This is a genomic window from Nocardioides sp. Leaf307 (assembly GCF_001423135.1).
GTDB lineage: Bacteria > Actinomycetota > Actinomycetes > Propionibacteriales > Nocardioidaceae > Nocardioides > Nocardioides kribbensis.
The window spans coordinates 372,277-398,678 of record NZ_LMNY01000001.1 but is presented as its reverse complement, the minus strand read 5'-3'; the positions used below and the strand labels follow the sequence as shown (position 1 = coordinate 398,678).

Here is a 26,402-nt window from a genome sequence, read left to right as displayed (position 1 = left end):
GGCACCCCCGTGCCGGACGAGCCCGGTGCCCGACGGGCCCCGGGTCCGGCGCCGCGTGACCGGACGCTCGCCGGGCTGGCTACGGTGACGCGGTGACGACCTCCCCGCCGGCGCCGGCCCTCCGGTCGCGCCAGTGGCTGCTGGTGCGACGCCAGCTGGCGGCGTTCCGCCCCTCGTGGCGCTGGCTGCGCGGGTCGCTGCGATCCTTCGCCACCTCCTTCCTGGCCCTCACCGCGAGCCTGTGGCTGCTGCCCGGCACCCAGGTGACCCGCGGCGCGGAGTCGGTGGCGGCGCTGGCCGTCGGCGTGCTCGCCGTCGGGGCGCTCGTGCGTCCGCTGATCACCCGCCTCACCGTGCTGACCGGCGTGGTGGGCCTGCTGCTCGCCGGCTTCCTGGCCCAGGCCGTGGTGCTCGGCATCGCCCTGGCCCTGGTGCCGACCGTGGAGCCCTTCAGCGCCGGCCAGGTCGTGCTCGCCGCCTGGGCGGCGGCGGTCGCGGCCGCGGCGGTCAACTGGCTCTTCGACGCCAGCTCCGACGAGGCGTTCCTGGGCCAGCTCCTGGGCCGCGCCGTGCGTCGTACGCGCCGCGCCGGGAGCGAGGGACCGGGCCTGCTCGTGGTGCAGCTCGACGGGGTCAGCGAGCCGCTGCTGCGCCAGGCGATCACCGCGGGGGCGCTGCCCACGGTGTCGCGCTGGCTGCGCTCGGGCAGCCACCGCATGCGCGGCTGGCACACCGGCGTGCCGGCGACCACCCCCGCCGGCCAGGCCGTGCTGCTGCACGGCGACGTGACCGCGGTGCCGGGCTTCCGCTGGTGGGACAAGGGCCGCGGGCGGCTGCTCACGGCCAGCCGCCCCGTCGACGCCGCCGAGGTGGAGGCGGCGATGTCCGACGGCCGCGGCCTGCTCGCCGACGACGGCGCGAGCGTGTCCAACCTCTTCTCCGGCGACGCGCCCACCTCGGTGCTGACCATCAGCGACGGCCGCCTGCCCGGCTCCGACCGCGGCGCCGCCTCCTACATGGCGCTGCGCAGCGGCTTCCTGCGCTCGCTGACCCTGCTCGGCGGGCAGGTGGTGACCGAGTGGCACCAGGCCCGCCGCCAGCGCACGCGCGACGTGCGGCCCCGGGTCGGGCGCGGCGGCGCCTTCCTGCTGCTGCGCGGGCTGACCACCGTGGTGCTGCGCGACCTCAACCTCGCCGTCGTCACCGAGCAGCTCACCCGCGGGACCCCGGTGGTGTTCGTCGACTTCGTCGACTACGACGAGGTCGCCCACCACGCCGGGCCCACCCGGCCGGAGTCGATGCGCACCCTGGAGAACCTCGACCGCGTGCTGCAGTTCCTCGACCAGGTCTGCGGCGAGGTCGGCCGGCGCTACGAGCTGGCCGTCGTCTCCGACCACGGGCAGGCCCAGGGCACGACCTTCCTCCAGCTCACCGGCCGGACCCTGGAGGACGTCGTGCTCGAGCTCGCCGACGCGCACGCCGGACAGGGCGCGGCCGCCCCCGACCCCCGCAGCCCCGCCGACCGGGCCAGGTGGTCGGAGGAGACGTGGGTGCCGGCGAGCATGCTGCTGGCCGGCGCGACGGGCTCCGGGCGCGCCCTGACCCGGGCGACCCGGTCGGTGGCCGAGCGGCCCCGACGCCGCGCCGGCGGCACCCCCGACGGTGGCGCGGGCGGTGGCGCGGGCGGTGACGCACCTGCCGCCCGCCTGCTGGTCGCCGTCTCCGGTGGCCTCGCCCACGTCTACCGCACCGACCGCCCCGGGCGGCTGACCCACGACGACCTCGCCGCCCTCCACCCGCACCTGGTGACGGGCCTGGCCGCCCACCCGGGCGTCGGTGGCGTCGTGACCCGGCTCTCCGCCCCCGGGCGCCGCGACGGCGACCTGCGCGTCGACGGGCCCGGCGGCTGGTGCGTCCTGCGGCCGGGCCACGGAGTGGTCGACGGCGGAGGCACCGACCCGCTCGCCACCTACGGGCCGCGGGCCGCGGCCGACCTGCTCGGCCTCGAGCGCCGCGACCACGTCGGCGACCTCGTCGTGCTCGGCGCCCACGACCCCGCCCTCGGCGAGGTCGTGGCCTTCGAGGAGCTCGTCGGCTCCCACGGCGGGCTCGGCGGCTGGCAGACCGAGGCGCTGCTCCTGCACCCCGCCGACTGGGAGGTGCCCACCACCCCGCTCACCGGTCTCGACGTGCACCGCACGCTGGTCGCGCGCCTCGAGCGGCTCGGGCTGCGTGCCGACTCCCCCACCCGCTCGGCGGGGTCGGCCGGGCCCGTCGGGGGGACCGCATGAGCGCCCCCGCCCCGGGTCCGGTGCGCCTGGGCGTCACCTGGTGGGGCCACGCGTCGACCACGGTCGAGCTGGGCGGGGTCCGCATGGCGCTCGACCCGCTGCTGGCCGGGCGGCTGGTGCACCTGCGCCGTCGTACGCCGCTCCCGCCCGCCGACGCCGCGCTCGCCGACGTCGTGTTCGTCTCCCACCTGCACCTCGACCACTGCCACCTGCCCTCGCTGCGACGCTTCGCCGCCGACGTGCCGGTCGTCGTGCCGCGCGGCGGGGAGCGGCTGCTGGCCGACCTCGGCGACCGGCTGCTGGGCGTCGCCCCCGGCGAGACCCACCGGGTGGGCGGGGTCGACGTCGAGGTGCTGGCGGCCAGCCACGACGGCCGGCGCCACCCGTGGGCGCGGGAGCGGCCGCCGGCGCTGGGCTTCCGCGTGACCGGGCCCGCCACCGGGGCCACCTCCGGGTCCACCTCCGGGGCCACCGCCCCCGCACCGGCGTCGTTCTGGTTCCCCGGCGACACCGGGCTGCGCGAGGACATGCGCGAGGTGGCGCCGGTCGACCTGGCGCTGCCGCCGGTCGGCGGGTGGGGGCCGAGCCTCGGCGAGGAGCACATGGACCCCGACGAGGCCGCCGAGGCCGTGCGCCGCGTCGGCGCCCGCTGGGCGGTGCCGGTGCACTGGGGCACCTTCTGGCCGGTCGGGCTCGAGCGCGTCGACCGCGCCACCCACCACCGCCTCTTCGTCACCCCGGGCCGGCGCTTCGCCGACGCCCTGGCCCGCGCCGGCAGCGCCCGGCCCGTCCTCGCCTCCCCCGCCGAGCGGATCGTCCTGTGAGGGCGGTCCGGTGAGCGCCGACCACTTCGGCCTGGTGGCGCTGCTGGTGCTCTTCGGCGTGGTCGCCGTCGGCGCGGTCGTGCCCGTGCTCCCCACCGGGGCCGCCGTCAGCGCCACCGCGGTGCTGGCGGCCGACTCGCACCTGTGGGAGGTGCCGCTGGTCGTCGCCGTGGGCGGCGCGGCCGCCTGGGTGGGCGACGTGACGACCTACGCCGTGCTGCGCCGTGCCGGTGAGCCCCTCGCGCGGCGGGTCGGGTGGCTGCGCCCCGACGACCCCGAGACCCGGCTCCACCGGCTGCGCGAGTCGATCGAGGAGCACGAGCTGCGCACGCTGCTGGTCTCGCGGCTGGTGCCCGGCGGGCGGGTGCCCGTGCTGCTGGTGGCCTCGCTGACCGGCTACCCCGCGCGGCGCTTCGCCAGCGCCGCGGTCGGTGCGGCCACCCTGTGGGCGGTCGTCTACGCCGCCATCGGCCTGGCCGGCGGCTCGCTGCTCGCCGACACCACCACGGCCGTCGTCGTCGCCGTGCTCGCCGCGCTGCTGCTCTCGCTCGGCTCGTCGCTGGCCCCGGCGCTGAGGAGGCGGCTGGGATCGTCCGGGGTGCCGTCGCCGGGCTCCGGGCCGGGATCAGCGATGGGATCGGCGCGGCGGCGCCGGCCGCGTGCGGGAGACTGAGCCGCGTGACGACCGACCCGATCCGCGAGGCGCACCGCCAGTGGGTCGCCCACGGGTGGGACGACGCCGCCGACGGCATGGCCCTGGTGACCTCGCTGGTGCGGGTGCAGCAGCTGCTCATGGAGCGCATCGACGCCGTGCTGCGTCCGCTCGACCTCACCTTCGCGCGCTACGAGGTGCTCCAGCTGCTGTCGTTCACCTCCGCGGGACGGCTGCCGATGACCAAGCTGGGCTCGCTGCTCCAGGTGCACCCCACGTCGGTCACCAGCGCGGTCGACCGCCTCGAGCGGCAGGGCTACGTCGAGCGCTCGCGCGGCGAGGGCGACCGCCGCATCGTGCTCGCCACCCTCACCGACGCCGGCCGCGTGATCGCCGCCACCGCCACCGCGGGGCTCAACCGCGACGTCTTCGAGTCCCTCGGGCTGCCGCCCTCCCAGGTCGGTGCGCTCTCGCGCCTGCTGGCCGCCCTGCGCGCCCGCAGCGGCGACCGCGTCGACTGAGCGCACGACCCGGCGCACGACCCGGCGCACGCCCTGGTCCGACCGGGGCCGACGCACCCTCGACCGACGGGGTCCGGGCGGCTATCGTGGGCAATTAGTAGGACGTCCAACTATCTTCGGGCGCCGGCCCCGGCCCACGCCGCCCGGTCGCCCCGTGACACCCCGAGGTGACCTCCGTGCCCGAGCTCCACGTCCCGTCCCACCCGGTCCGGCTGGTCACGGCGTCCAGCCTCTTCGACGGCCACGACGCCTCGATCAACATCATGCGGCGCATCTTCCAGAGCCAGGGCTGCGAGGTGATCCACCTCGGCCACAACCGCTCGGTGCAGGAGGTGGTCGACGCCGCGCTGGAGGAGGACGTGCAGGGCGTCGCGGTGTCTTCCTACCAGGGCGGCCACGTGGAGTACTTCGAGTACCTCGTGGAGTCGCTGCGCGCCCAGGGCGCCGGTCACGTCAAGGTCGTGGGCGGCGGCGGGGGCGTCATCGTCCACGACGAGATCCAGCGCCTGCGCGACAGCGGCGTCACGATCTTCTCCCCCGAGGACGGCCAGCGCATGGGCCTGGTCGGCATGATCAACTCCGTCGTCGCCGACTGCGACACCGACCTGTGGGCCGCAGGGCAGGTCACCGCCGACCAGGTCGTCGGCGGCGAGCGCGCCGCGATCGCCCGCGCGATCACCGCCGCCGAGAGCGGCCGGCTGCCCGCCGAGACCCTGGCGGCGCTCCAGCAGGCCGCGAGCGCCCACCGCTCCCCCGTGCTCGGCATCACCGGCACCGGCGGCTCGGGCAAGTCCTCGCTCACCGACGAGCTCGTGCGCCGCTTCCGCGTGGACCAGCAGGACAAGCTGCGCGTGGCCGTCATCGCCGTCGACCCGACCCGCCGCAAGGGCGGCGGCGCCCTGCTGGGCGACCGGATCCGGATGAACTCCCTCGACGGTGACCGCGTCTTCTTCCGCTCCGTCGCGACGCGCGGCGCCCACGAGCTGCCCGACCACCTCGGCGACGTCATCGACGTGGTCAAGGCCGCCGGCTTCGACCTGGTGATCGTGGAGACCCCGGGCATCGGCCAGGGCGACGCCGCGATCGTGCCCTTCGTCGACACCTCGCTCTACGTGATGACGCCGGAGTTCGGCGCCGCCTCGCAGTTGGAGAAGATCGACATGCTCGACTTCGCCGACGTGGTGGCGATCAACAAGTTCGAGCGACGCGGCGCCAAGGACGCGCTGCGCGACGTGGGCCGCCAGCTGGTCCGCAACCGCGAGGCCTTCGGCTCCCAGCCCGACGACATGCCGGTCTTCGGCACCTCGGCGGCCACGTTCAACGACGACGGCGTCACCGCGCTCTACCAGCACCTGCGCGACCTGCTCGGCGGGGCGGGGCTCCCGGTCGGCGAGGGCGTGCTGCCCGCCGTCGACGTGCGCCACTCCTCGGGCATCCGCCAGGTCGTGCCCGGCGAGCGGGTCCGCTACCTCGCCGAGATCACCGAGACCGTGCGCGGCTACCACGCCCGCACCGAGGAGCTGGTGGCCGCGGCCCGCCGGGTGCAGCGGCTCGAGGCGGTCTCCGCCGAGCTCGACTCCCTCGACGGTGGCGACCACGGCGACGTGCCCGGTCTGCTCGAGCGCGCCCGCAAGGCGCTGCCGGCCGAGGTCGCCGACCAGGTGGAGGCCTGGCCCGGTGTGGTCGCGGCGTACGCCGGCGACGAGCAGGTCACCCGCGTGCGCGACAAGGAGATCACCACCCGGCTCACGCGCGAGTCGCTCAGCGGCACGAAGGTGCGACGGGTCTCGCTGCCGACCTTCGAGGACCACGGCGAGCTGGTCCGCTTCTGGCGCCGCGAGAACCTCCCGGGCCACTTCCCCTTCACCGCGGGCGTCTTCCCCTTCAAGCGCGACGGGGAGGACCCGGCGCGGATGTTCGCCGGCGAGGGCGACCCCGCGCGCACCAACCGCCGCTTCAAGATCCTCTCCGCCGAGGGCGAGGCCAAGCGGCTGTCCACGGCCTTCGACTCCGTCACCCTCTACGGTCGCGACCCCGACGAGCGCCCCGACATCTACGGCAAGGTCGGCACGTCGGGGGTCAGCGTGGCGACGCTGGACGACATGAAGGTGCTCTACGACGGCTTCGACCTGGTCTCGCCCACGACCAGCGTCTCGATGACGATCAACGGCCCCGCGCCCACCGTGCTCGCCTTCTTCCTCAACACCGTCATCGACCAGCAGGTCGACGCCTTCCGCGAGCGCGAGGGTCGCGAGCCCGGCGAGGAGGAGCGCGCGGCCCTCGCCGCCCACGCGGTGGCCAGCGTGCGCGGCACCGTGCAGGCCGACATCCTCAAGGAGGACCAGGGGCAGAACACCTGCCTGTTCTCCACCGAGTTCAGCCTCCGGATGATGGCCGACATCCAGGAGTGGTTCATCGAGCACCAGGTGCGCAACTTCTACTCGGTCTCGATCTCGGGCTACCACATCGCCGAGGCGGGGGCCAACCCCATCAGCCAGCTCGCCTTCACCCTGGCCAACGGCTTCACCTACGTCGAGGCCTACCTGGCGCGCGGCATGGACATCGACGACTTCGCGCCCAACCTGTCGTTCTTCTTCTCCAACGGCATGGACCCCGAGTACACCGTGATCGGCCGCGTCGCGCGCCGGATCTGGGCGGTGGCGATGAAGGAGAGGTACGGCGCCGGCGAGCGCTCGCAGAAGCTGAAGTACCACGTGCAGACCTCGGGTCGCTCCCTGCACGCGCAGGAGATGGACTTCAACGACATCCGCACGACGCTCCAGGCGCTGATCGCCATCTACGACAACGCCAACAGCCTCCACACCAACGCCTACGACGAGGCCGTCACCACCCCGGGCGAGGAGTCGGTGCGGCGGGCGCTGGCGATCCAGATGATCATCAACCGCGAGTGGGGCCTGGCGATGAACGAGAACCCGCTCCAGGGGGCCTTCGTCGTCGACGAGCTGACCGACCTGGTGGAGGCGGCGGTGCTCGAGGAGTTCGACCGGATCAACGAGCGCGGTGGTGTGCTGGGCGCGATGGAGACCGGCTACCAGCGCGGCCGGATCCAGGACGAGTCGATGCTCTACGAGCACCGCAAGCACGACGGCTCGCTGCCGATCATCGGCGTCAACACCTTCCGCAAGCCCGAGCGCGGCGACGGCACCGACGGCACGCCGGTCCACGTGGAGCTCGCCCGCGCCACCGAGGCCGAGAAGGAGTCGCAGCTCAGCGGCGTGCGTCGCTTCTCCCAGGAGCACTCCCAGGAGGCCGCGGAGGCCATCGCGCGTCTCAAGGCGGCGGCCGTCACCGACGACAACGTCTTCGCCGTGCTGATGGACGCCGCGCGGGTCTGCACGCTCGGACAGGTGACGGAGGCCTTCTTCGAGGTCGGCGGGCAGTATCGTCGCAACGTGTGAGCACCTCTCTGCCTACCTACGACCAGCTCGTCGCCCTCCCGGCCTACACCGAGCAGCCCGTGCCGATCGCGTTCGAGGACGTCAACGGACACCTCAACGTGCGGCACTACCTCGGCATCGCCAGCGAGGGGCTCGACGAGTCCCTGGTGAGCCTCGGCATCCCGCAGAACTGGCCGGCCCACGGCCACGCCTGCTTCTCCGCCGAGCACCACCTCACCTACCTCACCGAGCTGCGCACCGGTGACCGGCTCTCCGCGCGGGTCCGGCTGGTGGGTCGCTCCGAGCGCGCCGCCCACGTCGTGGTCTACCTGCTCGACGACACCGAGCAGCGCGTCAGCTACGTGATGGAGGAGATCTTCCTCCACATCGACATGAGCACCCGCAAGACCAGCCCGTGGCCCGAGGACGTCGCCAAGGCGATGGACGAGCGCATCGCCGAGGACCAGGCCCTCGACTTCGAGCCGGGCCTCTCCGGCTCCCTCGCCCTGCGCTGAGCGCACCCCTCCCCGGGCGCCGCGCCGTCGCGGCCAGCGCCCGGGGCTAGGGTCGGTCGCATGCCCTCCGACCGGCCCGACGACCGGCCCGACGGGCCGACCCGCCCCGCCCCGGGCGTCCAGGGCTCGCGCACCCTCGGCTACGTCGTGCCCGGCGCGCTCGCCGTGCCGGTGCTGCTCGTGGCGGCCGTGCTCGTGCTGCCACTGCTGGCCGACGTCGGCGCCGTCGGCCTCGTCGTCTGCGTGGCCCTCTCGGCGTTCCTCGCCCGCCGGTCCTGACCCGTCACCTCCGGCCGCCCTCACCCCTCGGCGCCTGGGGCGGGCGGCGGCTCCGTGCCAGGGTGGAGGGCATGACCCCGACCCCTGATGCCCCGCAGTCCTCCGGTTCGACGCAGGCCCCCGACTCCCCCGTGGTCGTCGTGACCGGCGCCAACGGCCTCGTCGGCGCCCGCGTGTGCGAGGCGCTGGTCGAGCGGGGCGCGCAGGTGCGTGCCGTCGTACGCCGCGCGGGCACGGCCCCCGACCTGGCCGGCGTCGAGGAGCGGGTCGGCGACTTCCCCGCCCCCGCCTTCGCCGCGTCGGCGGTCGAGGGCGCCTTCGCCGTGGTGACCACCGTGCACCCGATGGGCAGCGACCGCGCGACCCAGCACGAGATCGGCGTGGAGGGCACCCCCGTGGTGGCCCGCGCGGCCGCCTCGGCCGGGGTCGACCGTCTCGTGCACGTCTCGACCGCCGCCGTCTACGACCGCTCGCCGGGGCGCGGAGACGTCGACGAGGCCTCCGAGCTGGTCGACGACGACGCCGGCGACTACCCCGTCACCAAGCGCGACACCGACGCCGCGCTGGCCGCCACCGACGGGCTGACCCGCGTGCTGGTGCGCCCGCCGGCCATCCTTGGCGAGGGCGACTCCTCGGTATGGAACGCGCTGCGCCCCGCCGCCGTCCGCGACGACGAGCAAGCGCGCCACGCCGTGGCCGACCAGAGCTTCGCGTGGGTGCACGTCGACGACCTCGCCGCGTTCATCGCCGACGTCGCGACCGGCCGGTTCGCTGCCTCCGACGACCCCGCCACCGGCCCGGTGGCCGGTGGCTGCACCCCGGTCAACGTCGCCGCCGGGCCGGCCACGGTGCGTGACTACCACCAGGCCGTCACCGGGGCCCTCGGCGTCGAGCCGGTCTGGGACGACGAGCCCGCCTGGACCGGCCGGATCCTCGCCGACCGCGCCCACGCCTGGGGCTGGACCCCCGAGGTCGACCTCCACGCCGCCCTCGCCGAGATCGAGGTCGGCCTGCGCGGCTGAGGCTGCACGACTGAGGCCGCACGGCCGAGGCCGCGCAGCCGCGGGTCAGGGCACCCACACCGCCGCGTCGTGGGCGAAGACCACCCGTCGGGGGTCGAAGGCGAGCAGCCGAGCCAGCCACGGACTCGCGGCGGGCAGGGGGTCGGTGTGCCCGCGCGACCGGGCCCGCTCGGCGAGCACGTCGGCCGACCAGGCCGACGCGGTGTCGTGGGCCTGCCCCGCGAGCACGACCGAGCCGTCCTCGCACTCCAGCACGACCGACTGGTGGCCGGCGACGTGGCCGGGCGTCGGCACGACGTGCACCCCGGGCGCGATCTCGGCCTCGCCGTCGAGCAGCTCGTAGCGGGCGCCGGTGAAGTCGACCAGGTCGGCCGCGGTGTAGCCGACCGCGCGGGCCGCGTCGAGCTCGACGCGCTGGCAGTGGATCGGGCGGCCGGCGAAGGCCGGGTTCGCGCCGATGTGGTCGAAGTGCAGGTGGCAGTTGACGACCAGGTCGATCTCGCCGACCGCCAGCCCGACGCGGGCCAGCGCCTCCTCGACCGGCACCCGCCGCGGGCGGTACCACCCCTCGGCCTCGGCCCCGGCGTCGCCGATGCCGGTGTCGAGCAGCAGCACGCCGGCGGGGGTCCGCGCGACGTAGCCGAGCACGTGCTCGACGCGAGGGGCGCCCGTGCCGGTCTCCTCGACCGGGCGCACGAACGAGCCGAGGTCGAGCCGCACCACGTCGTCCACGCGCATCCCGGCTCCTCCGTGCTCCGTCACCGTCCGTGGTGGCCACTGTCGCACGCGACGGTGCGACCTCCCCGTCGGCGCGGTGTCGTCGTGCTCAGGGGAGGGGCACGGTCGTGCCCCTCCCCTGAGCACGCGGGCGCACGCCCCGAGCGTCCGGCCCCTCGGCGGCCGGGCGCGGGATACTGCCGCCCATGTTCCACGTGATGTTCCTCGAGCCCCGGATCCCGCCCAACACGGGCAACGCGATCCGGATGGTCGCCGGCACGGGGGCGACGCTGCACCTGGTGGAGCCGCTGGGCTTCGAGCTCGACGAGCCGAGGCTCAAGCGGGCCGGTCTCGACTACCACGACCTGGCCTCCGTGGTGGTCCACCCCGACCTCGACACCGCGCTCGGCACCGAGGCCCTGGCCTCCTCGCGGGTCTTCGCCCTCACCGCCCACGCGACCCGCTGGCACACCGACGTCGCCTACCAGCCCGGCGACGTGCTGCTCTTCGGCCCGGAGCCGACCGGGCTGCCCGACGCGGTGCTGGCGCACCCCCGCACGACCGACAGGCTGCGGATCCCGATGGTGCCCGGTCGCCGCTCCCTCAACCTGTCGAACTCCGCCGCCGTGGTCGCCTACGAGGCGTGGCGCCAGCACGGCTTCCCGGGCGCCTCCTGAGCGCGGCGCGGTCGTCGTGGGACCGGCCGACGGTGTCGTGAGACCGGGTGGGGGTGCCGAGGCGTCTCCTCTCACGTAGGCCGATCCACCACCCGAGAGGAGGCACCGTGCGCGGTGCGAGACGAGACGACGCGGAGTTCACGGAGTTCGTGACGCTGCACTCCGACCGGCTCTACCGCTCCGCCTACCTGCTCACCGCCTCCCCGCACGCCGCCGAGGACCTGCTGCAGACCACCCTGGCCAAGGCCTTCGCCGGCTGGCGCCGCCTGCGCACGACCGACGACCCGGTGGCCTACACCCACCGCATCCTGCTCAACGCGTTCCTCTCCGAGCGGCGGCTGCGCCGCAGCGGCGAGCTCCCGGTGGAGGACGTGGCCGGCCGGGCCGCCGACACCGGCGCCGCCGCCCTGGCGTCGCCCGACCCCTCCGGCCCGGCCGGCGTCGCCGACCGGGTCACCCTGACGGCGGCCCTGGCCCGGCTGCCCGCCCTCGACCGCGCGGTCGTGGTGCTGCGCTTCTGGCACGACCTCAGCGTCGCCACCACCGCGGCCGACCTCCACCTCACCGAGTCGGCGGTCAAGAACCGCACCGGACGCGCCCTGCGCGCCCTGCGCGAGCTGCTCGCCGACGACCCCGACGACCCCGACGCGCCCGCGGCACAGCCCGCCGGCCTCACCCACGACCTCCCCAGGAGCACCCCGTGACCGACCCCAGCCACCAGACCCCGCACCGGCCCGACCACGACGCCCGCCTGCGCGAGCGCCTGGCGCAGGAGGTCGGCGGGCTGCGCGCCCCCGACGTCCTGCCCGCGGCCCTGGCCCGCGGCCGGCGCCAGCGCACCCACCGCCGCCTCGTCCACGGCGCCGGCGGCCTCGCCGTCGCCGCCGCCCTCGCGCTCGCCGCCCCGGCCCTCGCCGACGGCTGGCCGGGAGGGCCCGACCCGTCCGGTCCCCCGGTGGCCGTCGACCCCGCCACCGGCCCGGGCACCGGCACGGGCACCGGCACGGGCGAGGGCCGCGGCTCCGCCCCGCGGACCCCGCCCGTCGAGACCGACCCTGCCGCGTGCGACCCCGACGCAGCGGCCACCGGCTGGTGGAGCAGGTCGTCGGAGCAGGTGCGCGACGACCTCGCCGGCCTCCTGCCCGCGGGCACCCGCATCGGCGGCACCGACGACGCCTCGCCCGGCGCCTGGGGCGGCGACCTGGTCAGCAGCGAGGGCTCCGGCAAGAGGTCCGGCGAGGGGTCGGGCGAGGGGTCGGGCGAGGACGCCGACTTCGCCAGCGTGACCCTGCTGCCGCCGCCGGGGGTGCCGGGCGGACGCACGAGCCTGGCCGAGCTGAGTGCCGGCGGTCCGTGCTCGGGGGGCGACAACGCGCCGCTGCAGGCCGTGGTGCCGTGCGCGGAACTCACCGGCCACGAGACCTGCGAGGAGATCCGCACCGCGGACGACGTGCTCGTCGGCGTGGTCACCGAGAAGGTCGAGCGGAGCGTCGTCGACGGCCGGGAACAGCCGACCGACCGCTCCTACGTCCTGGCCACCCTGGCCGACCCCTCCGGCGGCCACGTCGAGCTCTACGTCGCCGAGGGCACCCGCGCCGACCGCCCCGACACCGTGCACGACCCCGCCGACGTGCCCGCGCTCAGCGTCGAGCAGGCCCGCGAGATCCTCACCGACCCCGTCTGGACCCGCTGACCCTCGGCGGCATCGAGAGCCGCACCACCTTGTGCCAGGCGCTCGCGACCTGACGGTGCAGCGGCGCGGCGTGGTAGGTCAGGCCGTGGCGCTCCATGACCTCCCGCAGCCGGGGCGCGATCTCGGCGTAGCGGTTGCTGGGCAGGTCGGGGAAGACGTGGTGCTCGATCTGGTGCGACAGGTTGCCCGCGAGCACGTGCAGCAGCGGCGGGCCGGTGATGTCGGCGGAGCCGAGCATCTGGCGCAGGTACCACTCCCCCCGCGTCTCGCGCGTCGGCGTCTCGTCGAGCTCGAAGGTCTCCACGCCCTCGGGGAAGTGGCCGCACATGATCACCGAGTGGCTCCACAGGTTGCGGACCAGGTTGGCGGCGAGGGTGGCGCTCAGCGTCGAGCGCCACCCCGGGCCCGAGAGCGCCGGGTGGATGACGAGGTCCTTGAGCAGCTGGCGGCGCGCGCGGCGCAGCACGTCGCCGATGCGCCCCCGCATCTCGGCGTCGGGGCGCCGCCCGGCGCGCAGCGTCTCCCCGACCTCGAGGTCGTAGAGCGCGATGCCGTACTCGAAGAAGACGGCGTTGACGAGGTTCCACAGCGGCTGCACCGCGTGGCGGGGACGCCACGGCTGGGCCTCGTCGACGCGCAGGATGCCGTAGCCGAGGTCGTTGTCGCGGCCGAGCACGTTGGTGTGCACGTGGTGCAGCTCGTTGTGCGAGCGCTTCCACTGCTCCGGCGGGGTGACGTGGTCCCAGTCCCAGGTCGCGGAGTGGATCTTCGGGTCGCGCATCCAGTCCCACTGGCCGTGGAGCACGTTGTGGCCGATCTCCATGTTGTCGAGCACCTTGGCGGTGGCCAGGCAGGCCGCGCCCAGCACCCACACCGGCCGGCGGCGCGAGCCCACGACGAGCAGCGCGCGACCGCCGAGCTCGAGGCCCCGCTGCACCGCGATCACCCGACGGATGTACGCCGCGTCGCGCGCCCCGCGCCCGGCCAGCACCTCGTCGCGCAGGGCGTCGAGCTCGGCCGCGAGCGCCGCGACGTCGGCGGCGCCCAGGTGCGCCGTCACCGGGGAGACGGGCCGCTCGGCCGGGTCTGCCGCGGCCGTGACGGCGCCGGTCGCGGAAGGGCTGGTCACGGTGGAGGTGGTCACCCTTACTGGTACCCCATCGAGGGGTGCGCAGACACCACCGGGGGCCCGTGAGCCGTCGCGGGACAACCTTTGCTTGGCGCCGCCCGTCACAGTGGAGGCACTCGCACACCGGCGAGGCCGGGCGGACGGGGACCAGATGCGACACCACGGGCGGCGTGGCGAGCGGTGCGGGCGCCGACGCGGCGCGGGTGCGCTCGCCGGTGCCCTGGTCGGCTCGCTCGTGCTCGGGGGGTGCAGCCCCGGCTCCGAGGCGGAGTCAGCGCGCACGTCCGAGGCCCCCGCCTCCGAGGCCGGTCGCGCGGCGTCCGCCGCCCCCGCCGGCCCGACCGCCACCCTCGCCTTCGCCGGCGACGTCCACCTCGAGGGCGCCCTGCGCGGGCTCTCGGAGCGCCCCCGCTCCACCCTCGGGCCGATGTCGCGGGTGCTGCGCGGCGCCGACCTCGCGATGGTCAACCTCGAGAGCGCGCTGACCCGCGCCGGCACCGGCGCCCCGGCCGCCAAGGAGCTGGAGGACCCGTCACTGCGCTACTGGTTCCGCAGCCCGCCCTCCGCCCTCGACCTGCTCGACCGCTCCGGCGTCGACGTCGTCTCGGTCGCCAACAACCACGGCGCCGACTACGGCGCGGCCGGCCTGCGCGACACCCTGGCGATCGCCGCCGACAGCCCCGTGGGCGTGGTCGGCGTCGGCGCCGACCCCACCGCGGCCTTCACCCCCCACCGCGTCGAGGTCGAGGGGCTCAGCGTGGGCGTGCTGGCCGCGGACTCCTCACCCCTCGAGAGCGCCGACCCGACCTGGAGCGTGCGGCAGGGCGCCGGTCCCGGCCTCGCCGCCGCCCGCACCCCCGACGCCCCCCGGCTGGTCGCGGCCGTGCGCGACTCCGCCGCCACCGACGACGTCACGGTCGTCTACCTGCACTGGGGCGAGGAGGGCGCCGCCTGCCCCACCCCGCTCCAGCAGGACCTCGCCGCCTCGCTCGCCGAGGCCGGCGCCGACGTCGTCGTCGGCTCCCACTCCCACCAGCTCCAGGGCGGGGGGCTGCTCGACGACGCCTACGTGGGCTACGGCCTGGGCAACTTCCTCTGGTACCACGGCCGGCAGGCCGAGACCGGCGTGCTCGAGGTCGAGGTCTCCGCCGACGCCGTCGAGGGCGTCGCCTGGCGGCCGGCGCTCATCCCCGAGCTCGGCGGCCAGCCCCAGCCGGTCACCGGCGCGGCCCGTGGCGAGGCCGTCGCCGACTGGCGCCGCCTGCGCGGCTGCACCGGCCTCGAGCCCGGCCCCGGCCCCGCCGCAGCACCCGTCACCGCACCAGAGGTCAACCCCGAGGCCACGCCCGAGCCCACCCAGCAGCCCGGGACGCCGGCGACCGAGGCGCTGCCGGCGTACCGCTCCGAGGTGCGCCGGATCGGGCCGGCCGTGCGCCGCAGCATGCTCGGCTCCAGCCACCGCCCCACCTGTCCGGTGCCGCTGACCGACCTGCGCCAGCTGCGGATGTCCTACGTCGGCTTCGACGGAGCGGCCCGCACCGGGGCGATGGTCGTGCACGAGGACGTCGCCGAGGAGGTCACGCAGATCTTCCGCACCCTCTACCGCGAGCGCTTCCCGATCCGCCGGATGCGGCTCGTCGACGCCTACGGCGGCGACGACGACCGCTCGATGGCGGCCAACAACACCTCGGGCTACAACTGCCGCACCGTGGCCGGCACCGACCGCTTCTCCGACCACGCCTTCGGCCGCGCCCTCGACATCAACCCCGTGCAGAACCCCTACGTCCTGGGGGGCGACGTGCTGCCGCCGGCCGGTCGCGCGTTCGCCGACGTCGACCGCTCCCCCGGCGCCCGCGCCGTGCCGGGCGTCATCGCTCGCGGCGACGTCGTCTTCCGCGCCTTCGCCTCCCGCGGCTGGGAGTGGGGCGGCGATTACTCCGAGCCCGACTGGCAGCACTGGAGCGCCCCCTGACCCGGCGCGGGCCTGCTCACTCGTCGGGCACCCACCGCAGCAGGTCCCCCGGCTGACAGTCCAGCGCCTCGCAGAGGGCCTCCAGCGTCGCGAAACGCACCGCCTTGGCGCGGCCGTTCTTGAGGACCGCCAGGTTGGCGGGGGTGATGCCGACCCGCTCGGCCAGCACGCCCACCGCCATCTTGCGCCGCGCCAGCATGACGTCGACGTCCACGACGATGGCCACCTCAGAGCACCATCAGATGACCGCGTCGAGCTCGGTCTGCAGGGCCGTCGCCTCCGCGTCGCGGTCGACCGCCCGGACCAGCAGCGCGCGCATCACGAGCACGACGAGCGCCACCCCCGCCGCGAGGACCCCGAGGCCGCCCACGAGCAGCACCACCCCGGGAGCTACCGCCTCCCCCGGGGCGAGCAGCGCCCCGAGCACGAAGCAGAGCAGCGAGGCCGTGGCGATCGCGCCCACGACGACGTCGATCCAGCGGAAGGCCGCCCGGGAGAAGACCGTGCCCCGGCGGGCCATCGTCGCCAGGCGCCAGGTGCAGACCATCGTGACCTGCACGGTCAGCACGCCCAGCACGGCGAGCACGAGCAGCGCCGGGCGCAGCCGCAGCACCTCCGCGCCGGCCCCCGACAGGTCGCGCGCCGCCAGCGGCACCAGCACGACCTGGACGACGAGCGACCCGGCGATCCCCACGGCCAGCACCGCCCGCAGCGCGAGCGTCACCACACGACCCATCTCATCGCTCCTCTCGACCAACGATCACAATCTATCGTGATTCGATAGGTCACGCCAGGCGGCCACTGCCCGACCGGGCCTCGCGCACCGCGAGGGCGGCCAGCGCCGTGGTGATCGGCACCGCGGCCATCAGCCCGAAGGTCGCCACGACGCTGCGCACGACCTCCTGGGCGATCACCTGGTCGGTGACGACGTCGCCCAGCGGGTCGTCGGTGGCGACGACGAGGATGAGCAGCGGCAGCGCGGAGCCGGCGTAGGCCAGCACGATGGTGTTGATGACCGAGGCGATGTGGGAGCGCCCGACGCGGGTGGCGGCGCGGTAGAGCTCGCGCGCGCCGTAGCCCGGGTTGGCCCGCGCGATCTCCTCCACCGTGGCGGCCTGGGTGACGGTGACGTCGTCGAGCACGCCGAGCGAGCCGATGACGATCCCCGCGAGCAGCACGCCCTGCACGTTGACGCCGTAGGTCGTGCCGAGCGAGGACGACAGGTCGTCGGAGACCCCGGTCAGCCCCAGCACCGCCACCGAGAGCGCGGAGAGCAGCCCGGTGAGGGTCAGGGCCGCGATCGTGCCGACCACCGCCACGGTGGTCGACAGGCTCGGCCCGTGGGTCAGGTAGAGCACCGTCAGCACGATCGCCGCCGACCCCACGATGGCCACGAGCAGCGGCGACTCCCCCGCCAGGATCGCCGGCACCACGAACCACACCAGCAGCCCGAAGGTCACCCCGAGCCCCAGCAGCGCCGTGAGCCCTCGCAGCCGACCGAAGGCCACGACCGCCAGCGCGAAGGCCCCCACCAGCACCGCCAGCCCCGTGCCGCGCTGCCGGTCCACGATCGAGTACGACGGGGGCGCCGACTCGTCGACGGAGCCGTCGGGGTCGCGCGCGGCCCCGAGCTCGACCAGCAGCACGTCGTCGCCCTCCCCGACCTCGACGGCACCCGCGCCGGTCGGCAGCGGCGTCTCCACCTCGAGCCCGTCGTCGGCGCCGCTGGTCAGCCGCACCGTCGCGGTGCCGCAGGTGCTCGCCGCCGCGGCACCGCCGGCGCCGGATGCCGGGTCGGCAGAGGGGTCGGCAGCGGGGTCGGCGGCGGGGTCGGGCGTGGTGCCGCCCGTGGCCGCGCTCTCGGGACACTGCTCCACGCTGACCGCGGTGACCACGCCCTCGACCTGCTCCAGCGAGCCGGGCGTGTCGGGCCCGGGCAGCGAGCCCGGCCACAGCCAGACCAGGCAGCCCAGCGTCACGAGCGCCAGCGGCACGACCACCGCGAGGGCCAGTCGTCGCACGCGGGGCGAGGAGGCCTCAGCCGTCCCCGGTGCTGCGTGTCGCGGGTGGTGCGCACCCATCGCGGGGCCCCCTCTTACTGATCGTTGGACCCACTACCTGACCGTCACAACGGTGTGGAGGTGGTACCAACGGTCAGTAAGTGGCGCCGGCGCCCGGCCCGCCCGAGCCTAGCGGCGGGCCGGCGTCGCCTCAGGGCACCTGGGTGAAGCCGCTGATCGTGCTGGCGTTGTCGCCGTAGTCGTGGACGGTGAGGTCGAGCTGCAGGCGGGTGCCCGACGCCAGCGGCACGAGGTCGTAGGTGAGGGCCTCGAGGTCGGCGTAGAGGCCGACGTCGGAGGTGGGGGTCCAGCGCTCCGAGCCGTCGTTGAGCAGCGTGTAGACCTCCGGCACGATGAGACCGTCGGGCTCGGCGTTGAGCTCGCCGTAGCCCTCGGTCGCGGGGTCGTAGGCGTAGTAGGTCTCGGCCACGATGTCGCCGGAGTCGACGTCGATCTCGATCGAGAGCAGCACGTCCTGGTAGGTCTCGCCGTCGACGTCGCCGGGGGCGTAGTAGGCCATCGGCACGTCGAGGGAGACCACGTCGGCGTCCTCCTCCACCAGCAGCGAGACGTAGGCCCGGGCGGTGTCGATGCCGTCGCTGATCTCCAGCGCCGTGAGGTCGTAGAAGCCGCTGGCCACCGGCGCCCCGTCGGGGTCGATGGCCGCGCTCTCCTCGCCGAGGTAGGTCAGCGAGCCGTCGGGCTCGACGACGGCGTAGGAGATGGTGGCGTCGGTGAGGTTGGCCTGGCCCAGCTCGTCGTACTCCGCGGTGACGTAGACGCCGCCGTCCTCCAGCTCCACCAGCGGGCCGTCGGCCAGGTCGGTGAACTGGGCGGTCTCCTCGGCGGGGATCTGTGCGCCGGCGTCGTAGTAGGCGGTGAGGAAGTCGGCCCAGGGCTCGGCGGAGGCGACGTCGAGATAGGCCCCGTCGGCCAGCTCGGCGGTGGGGGGGAAGTAGATCGACAGGCCGGTGGCGCCCCGGGTGGCGGCCCCGTCGACCTCGGAGACGACGGCGTCGCCGATCGCGCGCACCAGGGCGTCGGCCTCGTCGGAGACGTCGAGGGCCTCGACGCCGATGGTCGTGGCGAGCAGCCCGAGGTCCTTCATGTGGCTGTCCTCGGCCTCGTCGGGGCTGCGGGCGAAGCCCAGCGTCTCCGCCCCCGCGCGGCCCACGACGGGTGCCACCGCGACCGCCCGCTCCGCGAGCGCACCGCTGAAGGCGGCCATCGCGGCGTCGACCTCGTCCATGCGCGTCAGGTCGACCAGCCCGAGGGTGATGCCGTCGGCGGTGCCCTCGGCCTCGGCCTGCGCGACGAAGCCGTCGAGCAGCGCCGCGCCGAGCTGGTCGGCGGTGGCGTCGGGGTCCTCGGCGAGCAGCCGGAGCGCGCCGTAGTCCCAGCCGTGGCCGGGCTCGAGCTCCTGGGAGGCGACCAGCCGGTCGGCCAGCGGAGCGACCGCGCTGGCCACCTCGTAACTGGCCATCAGGCAGGCGTCGAAGCCGAGCAGGTCGAGCTTGTCGACGCCCGCGCGCTCCAGCCCCTCGGAGATGCCGCGCGTCAGGTCGGCCAGGTCGAGCACCTCGCCGGTGCCGTCGTCGGGCCCGACGCCGGGCCACGAGGCGCCGTGGTCGGAGATGATCAGCGCGTAGTGACCGGCCCGGTGGGCCTCGATGCCCTCGGCCACGAAGTCGGCGAGGGTCGCGGGGTCGGCGGAGTCGACGTCGCCGAGGTCCTCCACCAGCTCGCTCGTGCCCGCGGGGCCCAGGTCGAGCACGCGCGCACCGACCCAGTCGCCCTGGTCGAGCGCCGGGTCGGCGCCGTAGTCGGGCGAGCGGTCCATCAGCTCGCGCACCTGGAGGTTGTCGTTGGAGCCCACCGCACCGAGCTCGTTGAGGTCGCCGACCATGAAGGGCTCGAGGTCGGTGTCGGCCATCGAGTAGTGCAGCACCGTCCAGCCGTCGCCCTCGCGCCCGGTGTGGGCGGTCGGCACCGACCCACCCGTGTCCGCCTCCCCCGGCGACGGCGCGCCCCCGCAGCCGGCGGCGAGCACCAGCAGCGCTGCGGCCACGGCGGCTCGGACCGGTCGGCGGTGGGCGGCTCGGGGGCGGCTCGGCGTGCGCACGGCCCGACGCTAGGACGCCGCGGCCCGCGCCGGGGCCCGAACGACCCCGGGCTTTGCCCGGTGGCTAGACCAGCGGGCGGGTAGCGTCGGGCGGGTGGACGACCTCGGCACGGCGTACGACGGACCGCGACCGGCGCGCCGGGTGGTGTCGCTGGTGCCGTCGCTGACCGAGGCGCTGGCCTCGGTCGACCGCGACGCCGTGGTCGGCGCGACCGACTGGTGCACCCACCCCGCCGACCTCGGCGCCGCCCGGGTGCGCGGCACCAAGAACCCCGACCTCGCCGCGGTGCGCGCGCTGGAGCCCGACGTGGTCGTGGCCAACCAGGAGGAGAACCGCGAGCTCGACGTGAGGCGGCTGCGCGAGAGCGGCGTGCGGGTCTGGGTGACCCGCATCGAGACCGTGCCGGAGGCGGTCGGCTCGATGGAGCGGCTGCTCGACGGTCTCGGGTGGGAGCGCCCGACCTGGCTGGGCGAGGCCCGCAGGCTGTGGTGCGGCCCGGTGCCACCGGTGTCGCGACGGGTGGCCATCCCGGTGTGGCGCGACCCGTGGATGGTCGTCGGCGCGCGCACCTTCACCGGCGACCTGGCCCGTCGCCTCGGTCTCGACAACGTCTTCGCCGACCACCCCGACCGCTATCCGGCCGCCTCCCCGGAGCAGGTCGTCGCGGCCGCCCCCGACGTGGTGCTGCTGCCCGACGAGCCCTACCTCTTCACCGCCGCCGACGGCCCGGAGGTGTTCGCGGGCGGCCCGGGCGGCCCGGGCGGCCCGGACGGCGCGGGCGGCGTGGCGACCGAGCTGGTCAGCGGTCGGCTGCTGACCTGGTACGGGCCCTCGCTCCTCGAGGCCCACCGCTCCCTGGCCCGCTGAGCCCCGCCGGGGCGCGCGCGGCCACCGGGCGCGGCAGCGCGAAGAGCCAGTCGAGGCCGACCGCGAGCAGCAGCCGGTGCAGCGCCAGGCACACCGCCACGGCGGCGGCGGCCACCACCACCGGCCACGCCAGCGCGAGCACCGGGCTCCCGGGCGGGGGCAGCAGTGCCGGCGCGTGGGCGAGCAGCGCGAGCAGCGGCGAGTGCAGGACGTAGACCGGCAGCGTCAGCGCCCCGAGGCGCGCCAGCGCGGTCCCGACCCGCGGCCGCTCGGCCAGCGCGACCGCGCCGGCCAGCCCGAGCGGCACCCCGACGACGGCGAGCACCAGCAGGTCGGCGCTGCCCGGCAGACCGGCGGCCCGCTGCGCCGCGAGCAGCGCCACGAAGCCGGCCACGAGCAGCAGCACGCGCCCCGGCCGGCCGGCGGCGGGACCGGCGAGCCGGCGTACGTCCTGGGGCCGGTAGGCGGCCCAGGCGAAGAACACGAAGTGGGTCAGCACCGCGGCGCGGTTGAGGTCGTCGACCGGCAGCCACGAGGTCGCCGCGGTGAGCAGGGCCGCGCCCGCGAGGGTCGCCCGCGGCCAGCGCACCAGCAGCCGCGCGAGCACGACGTAGACCACCAGCGCGTAGAGGAACCACAGCCCCGTCGAGGCCCAGACCAGGTCGGCCAGCAGTTCCGCGCCGTCCTGGGTGCGGTTGAGCGGCATCGCCCGCTCCACCGAGAAGTACGCCGCCAGCAGCAGCAGCCACACCGCGTAGACCCACGCGGTCGTGCCCACCCGACGGCGCAGCGCGGGCCACGGCCGGCGCACGACGCCGGCGGCGAAGAAGCCGCTCACGACGAAGAACAGCGGCATCCGCACCGGCTTGAGGGCCGCCGACAGCTCGTACCAGACCAGCGCCAGGCCGGAGGGATCGAGCCAGCCGTCGCCGGCGGCGCGGTCGGTGCCCGGCAGCGGCGGCGGGCCGGGCTCGCCCATGAGCGCCGGCACGTAGAGCTTGCCGACGGCGTGGTGGAGCACGACCAGCAGGATGCACGCGCCCTTGGCGACGTCGGCCCAGACCTGACGGTCGGGCTGCCGGTCGGGCTGCCGGTCGGGCTGCCGGGGGGCCGGGGGCGCCGCGGTCACGCGAGGTCGGCCGGCACGGCCAGCGTGGTCTCGACGGTCCGGCCCCGCAGGACGGCCCGGCCGTGGCGCCGCCACCGCGCGCCCTCGTCGCCGCCCGCGGCCTCGACGGTCTCCCACGAGGTCAGCAGCCCGCCGTCGACCTCCTTGGCCAGCTCGGTGAGGCGGGCGGCGGCGTTGACCGCGTCACCGATCACCGTGTACTCCAGCCGGTCGGTCGTGCCGACGTTGCCGGCCACCGTCTCGCCGGTGTAGACGCCGATGCCGGCCGCGACGTCGGTCTGCTCCTCGGCCAGCCGCTGCGCCATCGCGCGCCCGGCAGCCAGGGCACGCGCGGCGTGGTCGGGCAGCTCGACCGGGGCGCCGAAGACGGCCAGCACCGCGTCGCCCATGAACTTGTTGACGAAGCCGCCGTGGGCGCCGACCTCGTCGACGACCACGGAGAAGAAGCGATTGAGCACGTCGACCACCTCGGCCGGCTCGCGGTCGGCGGCCATGGAGGTCGAGCCGACGAGGTCGACGAAGAGCACGGTGACCACGCGCGAGGCCCCGCCCAGCTCGAGGTCGCCCGCCGCCGCGGCCTCGGCGACGTCGCGCCCGACGTGGCGGCCGAAGACGTCGCGCAGGTGCTCGCGCTCGCGCAGCCCGTCGGCCATCTCGTTGAAGCCGGCCTGGAGCAGGCCCAGCTCGCTGCCGTCGTAGACCGGCACCCGCTGCGACAGGTCGCCGGTGCGGACCTGGGCGATGGCGCGGCGCACCGACTCGATGGGGGCCACCACCGAGCGGGCGTTGAGCACGGTGACCAGCAGGCCGAAGACGAGGACCACCCCGCCCAGCACCAGCACCTCGACGGCCAGCCGGGTGGTGGAGACCCCGTCGGTGAGGGCCAGCACGGCCGCGACCATCAGGCCGACGACCGGGGCGCCGGTGCCGAGCAGCCAGAAGGTGAGCAGCCGGCCGCCGACCCCCAGGCCGCGCGGGCGCCGCGCGGAGGTGTCGCCGGTGAGGGCGCGCGCCGCGATCGGGCGCAGCGTGAACTCGGTGAGCAGGTAGGCCACCGCGCACACCACCAGCCCGGCGATGGCCACGGTCAGGCCCGTGCTCACCGCCCGCGAGGGCTGCAGCAGCGCCGACAGGAGGGTGAAGAGCGCCGCCGCGGCCAGCCAGAGCCCCGCCTGGAGCAGGGTCAGGCGCAGCGGCACCCGCAGCGTGCGGAGCCGGTCGCGCGGGGTGGGCTCCTCGCCGCGGGTGGCCCAGCGCAGGGCCTTGAGGGTGCCGCGGGTGCCCCGGACCGCCCCGAGCACGAGCGCGAGGCCGACGTAGACCGGGATGGCGATGAAGAGCGCGAGGGCCATGTCGGCCTCCGGCGTCTCCTGGGCGAAGACGAAGGTCGACAGGACGACCACCACGCCCGCGCCGATGCTGTGGGTGGTGAGCAGGATGACGGTGAGCAGCAGCTGCATCCGCACCCGCAGCGCCCGCAGGCTCTGGTCGGCCGGGCCCAGCAGCCACGACCCGAACGGGTTGCGGGCGGCCTGGACGGTGCCGGCGGTCCCAGGGCTCACTCCAGCCACCTCCGTCCGGCCTCCGTGGGGGCCGTCGTCGACGGCCGTGCTCGGGCCCAGTGTGCCGCACCCGCGGGGCGCGGCTCAGCCGAACCCGCAGGTCACAGCACCCAGCCCACGCCCGTCAGCTCCTCGGAGACGTCCCACAGCCGTCGGGCCGCGCCGTGGTCGGCCGCCTCCAGCGAGCGCGAGGCCGGTGCGGGGGCGCCGCGGAGCCCGCCGAGCCGCGACGGACCGACGTAGGTGCCGCCGACGAGGTCGTAGGTCGCCGCCATCACCGAGGGGCGGGCCCCCTCCTCGGCACTGGTCGCGACGACGCGGTTGCCCACCGCCATCAGGGTGTTCATCAGCGGCACGGCGTGGTGCGACTGGAGGTTGGTCGCGGCGTAGCCCGGGTGCGCGGCGGTCGCGCGCACCGCGGAGCCGGACGCACCGAGGCGTCGCTGGAGCTCGGCGGTGAAGAGCAGGTTGGCCAGCTTGCTCTGCTGGTAGGCCCGCCCCGGCGAGTAGGAGCGCTCCAGGAAGAGGTCGTCGAAGTCCAGCGGCGGGCCCTTGTGCAGCGCCGAGGACACCGACACCACCCGGTCGGCCACGTGGGGCAGCAGCAGGTTGACCAGCGCGAAGTGGCCCAGGTGGTTGGTGCCGAGCTGGAGCTCGAAGCCGTCGACCGTGCGGCCCTGCGGCACCATCATGATCCCGGCGTTGGCGACCACGCCGTGCAGCGGACGCTCCCAGCCCTCGGCCAGGGCCCGCACCGAGGCCAGGTCGGCCAGGTCGAGCGCGGCGACCTCCACCGACCCCCGGCCGCCGAGGCCGCCGCGGACCTCCTCGGCCGCGGCCCGCCCCTTCGCGGCGTCGCGGGCGGTCATGACCACGTGGGCGCCGGCGGCCGCCAGCATCCGGGAGGTCTCCAGGCCGAGCCCGGAGTTGGCGCCGGTCACCAGCCAGGTGCGGTCGGTCTGGTCGGGCACGAGGAAGTCGCTCATGGGTCCCAGCCTAGGAAGCCGACCTGGCGGCCCGCTCGCGCCGCGTCGCGGCGTGGGCCAGCGCGTCGTCCCACGAGCCGCCCCGCGTCACCTGGGCGCGGTACTTCATGATCTCCGCCGGGGCGTCGACCGCCAGCGCGCCGATCAGCCGGTCGCCGCGGCGGTAGAGCGCCACCCAGCGTCCGGCCGCGGTCGGGTCGCCGTCGACGACGAGCACCTCGTCGGCCACCGGCGAGCCGATCATCTGGATCCGCACGTCGTACCAGTCGGACCAGAAGAAGGGCACCGTCGCGTACGCCGCCGCGGCGGCCGGGTCGAGCGCGTTGCGCGCGGCCGCGGCCCCCTGGTCGGCGGCCCCGGTCCAGTTCTCCAGCCGCTGGGTCTCCCCCATCGTGGCGTTGGGCCAGCGCACGACGTCGCCCGCGGCCCAGACCCCGGGGGCGCCGGCCCACAGCGTCTCGTCGCAGACGACGCCGTCGTCGAGGCGCAGCCCGGAGCCCTCCAGCCAGCCGGTGGCGGGCACGACACCGATGCCGACGACCACCAGGTCGGCCGGCAGCACCGTGCCGTCGTCGAGCACGACCCGCTCCACCCGGCCCGAGCCGTCGCCCTCGACCGAGGCGACGCCGACGCCGGTGAGCAGGCGGGTGCCGTGGCGCTCGTGGATGGCGGCGACGTGGGCGCCCAGGTCCGCGCCCACGGCCCGCACCAGCGGCGTGGGCCGGGCCTCCACCACGGTGACGTCGAGGCCCCGCCCCCGGGCCGCGGAGGCGACCTCGGAGCCGATGAACCCCGCGCCCACCACGACCGTGCGTGCCCGCGCCTCGAGGGCGCGCCGCACCACGCGCGCGTCGTCGAGGGTGCGCAGCGGGTGCACGCCGTCGAGGTGGTCGGTGCCGGGCAGGCGCCGCGCCGTCGACCCGGTGGCGAGCACGACGGCGTCGTAGGCCACCTCGCGCCCGCCGACGTGGACGACGCGCGCGGCGGTGTCGAGCGCGGTGGCCGGCCGGCCGAGCAGCAGCTCGACCCCGAGCTCCTCGCGCAGGTGGGCCTCCTCGCGCAGGAAGGGTGCTGCGGGCTCCGCCCCGGGGCCGGCCCCGAGGTGCGCCTTGGACAGCGGCGGGCGGTCGTAGGGCAGGTGCTCCTCGGCGCCGACCAGCGTGATCGACCCGGCGAACCCCGCCTTGCGGGCCGCCTCGACCGCGCGCAGCCCGGCGAGCGAGGCGCCGACCACGACCAGTCGGCCGGTGGCGGGGTCCGGCGGCGCGCCGCGGTCGGGCGTCGGCCCCGGAGCGGTCACTGGAGTCGCAGCGCCCCGGTGGGGCAGCTGGCCACGGCCTCCTCGACGTCGGAGACGTCCTCGGGAGCGACCTCGGCCTGGAGCACGGTGAGGTCGCCGTTGTCCTCGAGCTGGAAGTGGTGGGGGGCCAGCGACTCGCACATGCCGATGCCCTCGCAACGGTCGTAGTCGACGGTGATCTTCATGGGCGCACCTCGGGGCTCGGGGTCGTGGGGGGACGGCCGGTCGGGGCGACCGGCCCGCTCGCACGATGGCAGACCGCGCCCGGCCACCGCGGCACCTGTGGCGAAGGTCACGGCACGTGTCGCGGGCGACGTCGGAGTCACCCTTCTGTGGGAGATACCGGCCCGCGCCCCGTGGCACGGTGGAGGAGAGGCCGGACCTTCCGCCTCGCGATCGGAGGACCGATGACCGACCAGGCCAAGACCCCCGCAGGCAACCGGGCACGGTGGCTGGTGCCCGCCGCCGTGCTCGTGCTGCTCGTGGTCGTGGGCGGCGTCATCCTGCTCATCGGGCTGCTGCAGGGCGACGACACCGACCTCGACCCGCCCACGCCCGTCGAGGAGCAGAGCAGCTCGGCGCTCGCCGTCCCGGTGGGCCCCGTCATGGTCGGCTGAGGCCCCGCGGCACGGTCAGCGGTCGCCGCGGGCCAGCCTGGTCGGGAGTTCGGCGCCCCCCGGCGGGC

Annotated in this window: 25 protein-coding genes; 14 read left to right on the top strand and 11 right to left on the bottom strand. The window is 75.7% G+C overall.

Features of this window, described 5'->3' with window-relative positions; genetic code table 11:
* Nucleotides 1–92 precede the first annotated feature (92 nt).
* The 8 genes from ASF50_RS01790 to ASF50_RS01755 all read left to right on the top strand — a co-directional run bounded on the left by ASF50_RS01790 (nucleotide 93) and on the right by ASF50_RS01755 (nucleotide 9,502).
* Nucleotides 93–2,291: a phage holin family protein gene (locus ASF50_RS01790; RefSeq protein ID WP_056903303.1), complete on the top strand. Its 2,199-nt coding sequence runs from the start codon at nucleotides 93–95 to the stop codon at nucleotides 2,289–2,291.
* Nucleotides 2,288–3,115: an MBL fold metallo-hydrolase gene (locus ASF50_RS01785; RefSeq protein ID WP_235557521.1), complete on the top strand. Its 828-nt coding sequence runs from the start codon at nucleotides 2,288–2,290 to the stop codon at nucleotides 3,113–3,115. Before ASF50_RS01790 ends, ASF50_RS01785 begins: the two co-directional genes overlap by 4 nt.
* Nucleotides 3,116–3,125: 10 nt before the next feature.
* Nucleotides 3,126–3,788: a DedA family protein gene (locus tag ASF50_RS01780; RefSeq protein WP_056903302.1), complete on the top strand. Its 663-nt coding sequence runs from the start codon at nucleotides 3,126–3,128 to the stop codon at nucleotides 3,786–3,788.
* A gap of 5 nt (nucleotides 3,789–3,793) precedes the next feature.
* Nucleotides 3,794–4,288 carry a MarR family winged helix-turn-helix transcriptional regulator gene (locus ASF50_RS01775; protein ID WP_235557520.1) on the top strand — a complete coding sequence of 165 codons (495 nt, stop codon included), beginning with the start codon at nucleotides 3,794–3,796 and terminating at the stop codon, nucleotides 4,286–4,288.
* Between the two features lie 176 nt (nucleotides 4,289–4,464).
* Nucleotides 4,465–7,707 (top strand): fused isobutyryl-CoA mutase/GTPase IcmF, encoded by a 3,243-nt coding sequence (gene icmF, locus ASF50_RS01770; RefSeq protein WP_056903301.1) that lies wholly within the window; start codon nucleotides 4,465–4,467, stop codon nucleotides 7,705–7,707.
* Nucleotides 7,704–8,201, top strand: coding sequence for a thioesterase family protein (locus ASF50_RS19210; RefSeq protein ID WP_056903300.1), 498 nt, complete (start codon nucleotides 7,704–7,706; stop codon nucleotides 8,199–8,201). Before icmF ends, ASF50_RS19210 begins: the two co-directional genes overlap by 4 nt.
* 60 nt (nucleotides 8,202–8,261) lie before the next feature.
* Nucleotides 8,262–8,480 carry a hypothetical protein gene (locus ASF50_RS01760; protein WP_056903299.1) on the top strand — a complete coding sequence of 73 codons (219 nt, stop codon included), beginning with the start codon at nucleotides 8,262–8,264 and terminating at the stop codon, nucleotides 8,478–8,480.
* A 71-nt stretch (nucleotides 8,481–8,551) separates the two neighbouring features.
* Nucleotides 8,552–9,502 (top strand): NAD-dependent epimerase/dehydratase family protein, encoded by a 951-nt coding sequence (locus ASF50_RS01755; RefSeq protein WP_056903298.1) that lies wholly within the window; start codon nucleotides 8,552–8,554, stop codon nucleotides 9,500–9,502.
* A gap of 45 nt (nucleotides 9,503–9,547) precedes the next feature.
* Here ASF50_RS01755 and ASF50_RS01750 read toward each other — a convergent pair whose 3' ends face one another.
* Entirely contained in the window at nucleotides 9,548–10,240 is a 693-nt protein-coding gene (locus ASF50_RS01750; RefSeq protein WP_056903297.1) for an N-acyl homoserine lactonase family protein, read from the bottom strand.
* 185 nt (nucleotides 10,241–10,425) lie between these two features.
* Between ASF50_RS01750 and ASF50_RS01745 the strand changes: the two genes are divergently transcribed.
* The 3 genes from ASF50_RS01745 to ASF50_RS01735 all read left to right on the top strand — a co-directional run bounded on the left by ASF50_RS01745 (nucleotide 10,426) and on the right by ASF50_RS01735 (nucleotide 12,589).
* The gene (locus ASF50_RS01745; protein ID WP_200920020.1) at nucleotides 10,426–10,896 is read left to right on the top strand and encodes a tRNA (cytidine(34)-2'-O)-methyltransferase; all 471 of its coding nucleotides are present in this window, start codon (nucleotides 10,426–10,428) and stop codon (nucleotides 10,894–10,896) included.
* A gap of 107 nt (nucleotides 10,897–11,003) precedes the next feature.
* The gene (locus ASF50_RS01740) at nucleotides 11,004–11,600 is read left to right on the top strand and encodes a SigE family RNA polymerase sigma factor (protein WP_056903296.1); all 597 of its coding nucleotides are present in this window, start codon (nucleotides 11,004–11,006) and stop codon (nucleotides 11,598–11,600) included.
* Nucleotides 11,597–12,589 carry a hypothetical protein gene (locus ASF50_RS01735; RefSeq protein WP_056903295.1) on the top strand — a complete coding sequence of 331 codons (993 nt, stop codon included), beginning with the start codon at nucleotides 11,597–11,599 and terminating at the stop codon, nucleotides 12,587–12,589. Before ASF50_RS01740 ends, ASF50_RS01735 begins: the two co-directional genes overlap by 4 nt.
* On the opposite strand, the gene ASF50_RS01730 is transcribed toward ASF50_RS01735, so the two are convergent.
* Entirely contained in the window at nucleotides 12,564–13,733 is a 1,170-nt protein-coding gene (locus ASF50_RS01730; RefSeq protein ID WP_321163132.1) for an acyl-CoA desaturase, read from the bottom strand. The two genes, ASF50_RS01735 and ASF50_RS01730, sit on opposite strands and share 26 nt — an antisense overlap.
* A gap of 136 nt (nucleotides 13,734–13,869) precedes the next feature.
* On the opposite strand from ASF50_RS01730, the gene ASF50_RS01725 reads away from it, so the two are divergent.
* Entirely contained in the window at nucleotides 13,870–15,690 is a 1,821-nt protein-coding gene (locus ASF50_RS01725; RefSeq protein WP_056903294.1) for a CapA family protein, read from the top strand.
* A 16-nt stretch (nucleotides 15,691–15,706) separates the two neighbouring features.
* Here the strand turns inward: ASF50_RS01725 and ASF50_RS01720 are convergent, their stop codons facing one another.
* The 4 genes from ASF50_RS01720 to ASF50_RS19860 form a co-directional block, all read right to left on the bottom strand.
* Entirely contained in the window at nucleotides 15,707–15,916 is a 210-nt protein-coding gene (locus ASF50_RS01720; protein WP_056863287.1) for a helix-turn-helix domain-containing protein, read from the bottom strand.
* A gap of 12 nt (nucleotides 15,917–15,928) precedes the next feature.
* A complete protein-coding gene (locus tag ASF50_RS01715) occupies nucleotides 15,929–16,426 on the bottom strand; it encodes a DUF2975 domain-containing protein (RefSeq protein ID WP_056903293.1) in 498 nt (165 codons plus the stop codon).
* A gap of 49 nt (nucleotides 16,427–16,475) precedes the next feature.
* Complete coding sequence (locus ASF50_RS01710) at nucleotides 16,476–17,711, bottom strand: YibE/F family protein (protein ID WP_056903292.1); 1,236 nt, start codon at nucleotides 17,709–17,711, stop codon at nucleotides 16,476–16,478.
* Nucleotides 17,712–17,901: 190 nt separating this feature from the next.
* On the bottom strand, nucleotides 17,902–19,872 hold the full coding sequence (locus ASF50_RS19860) for a clostripain-related cysteine peptidase (protein ID WP_156718029.1): 1,971 nt from the start codon (nucleotides 19,870–19,872) through the stop codon (nucleotides 17,902–17,904).
* A 94-nt stretch (nucleotides 19,873–19,966) separates the two neighbouring features.
* On the opposite strand from ASF50_RS19860, the gene ASF50_RS01700 reads away from it, so the two are divergent.
* Nucleotides 19,967–20,740, top strand: coding sequence for a helical backbone metal receptor (locus ASF50_RS01700; RefSeq protein WP_056903290.1), 774 nt, complete (start codon nucleotides 19,967–19,969; stop codon nucleotides 20,738–20,740).
* Here ASF50_RS01700 and ASF50_RS01695 read toward each other — a convergent pair.
* From ASF50_RS01695 to ASF50_RS01675, 5 genes are all read right to left on the bottom strand, one after another.
* Nucleotides 20,673–21,869, bottom strand: a complete 1,197-nt coding sequence (locus tag ASF50_RS01695) for an acyltransferase family protein (protein WP_056903289.1) — start codon at nucleotides 21,867–21,869, stop codon at nucleotides 20,673–20,675. The genes ASF50_RS01700 and ASF50_RS01695 overlap by 68 nt on opposite strands.
* On the bottom strand, nucleotides 21,866–23,431 hold the full coding sequence (locus ASF50_RS01690) for an adenylate/guanylate cyclase domain-containing protein (protein WP_056863281.1): 1,566 nt from the start codon (nucleotides 23,429–23,431) through the stop codon (nucleotides 21,866–21,868). The genes ASF50_RS01695 and ASF50_RS01690 overlap by 4 nt, the downstream gene beginning before the upstream one ends.
* Before the next feature lie 101 nt (nucleotides 23,432–23,532).
* Nucleotides 23,533–24,417 (bottom strand): oxidoreductase, encoded by an 885-nt coding sequence (locus ASF50_RS01685; RefSeq protein WP_056903288.1) that lies wholly within the window; start codon nucleotides 24,415–24,417, stop codon nucleotides 23,533–23,535.
* A 10-nt stretch (nucleotides 24,418–24,427) separates the two neighbouring features.
* Nucleotides 24,428–25,717 carry an NAD(P)/FAD-dependent oxidoreductase gene (locus tag ASF50_RS01680; protein WP_235557519.1) on the bottom strand — a complete coding sequence of 430 codons (1,290 nt, stop codon included), beginning with the start codon at nucleotides 25,715–25,717 and terminating at the stop codon, nucleotides 24,428–24,430.
* Entirely contained in the window at nucleotides 25,714–25,902 is a 189-nt protein-coding gene (locus ASF50_RS01675) for a ferredoxin (RefSeq protein WP_056863279.1), read from the bottom strand. Before ASF50_RS01675 ends, ASF50_RS01680 begins: the two co-directional genes overlap by 4 nt.
* A gap of 222 nt (nucleotides 25,903–26,124) precedes the next feature.
* Between ASF50_RS01675 and ASF50_RS01670 the strand changes: the two genes are divergently transcribed.
* Nucleotides 26,125–26,334, top strand: coding sequence for a hypothetical protein (locus ASF50_RS01670; RefSeq protein WP_056863278.1), 210 nt, complete (start codon nucleotides 26,125–26,127; stop codon nucleotides 26,332–26,334).
* The last annotated feature ends 68 nt before the right edge of the window (nucleotides 26,335–26,402 follow it).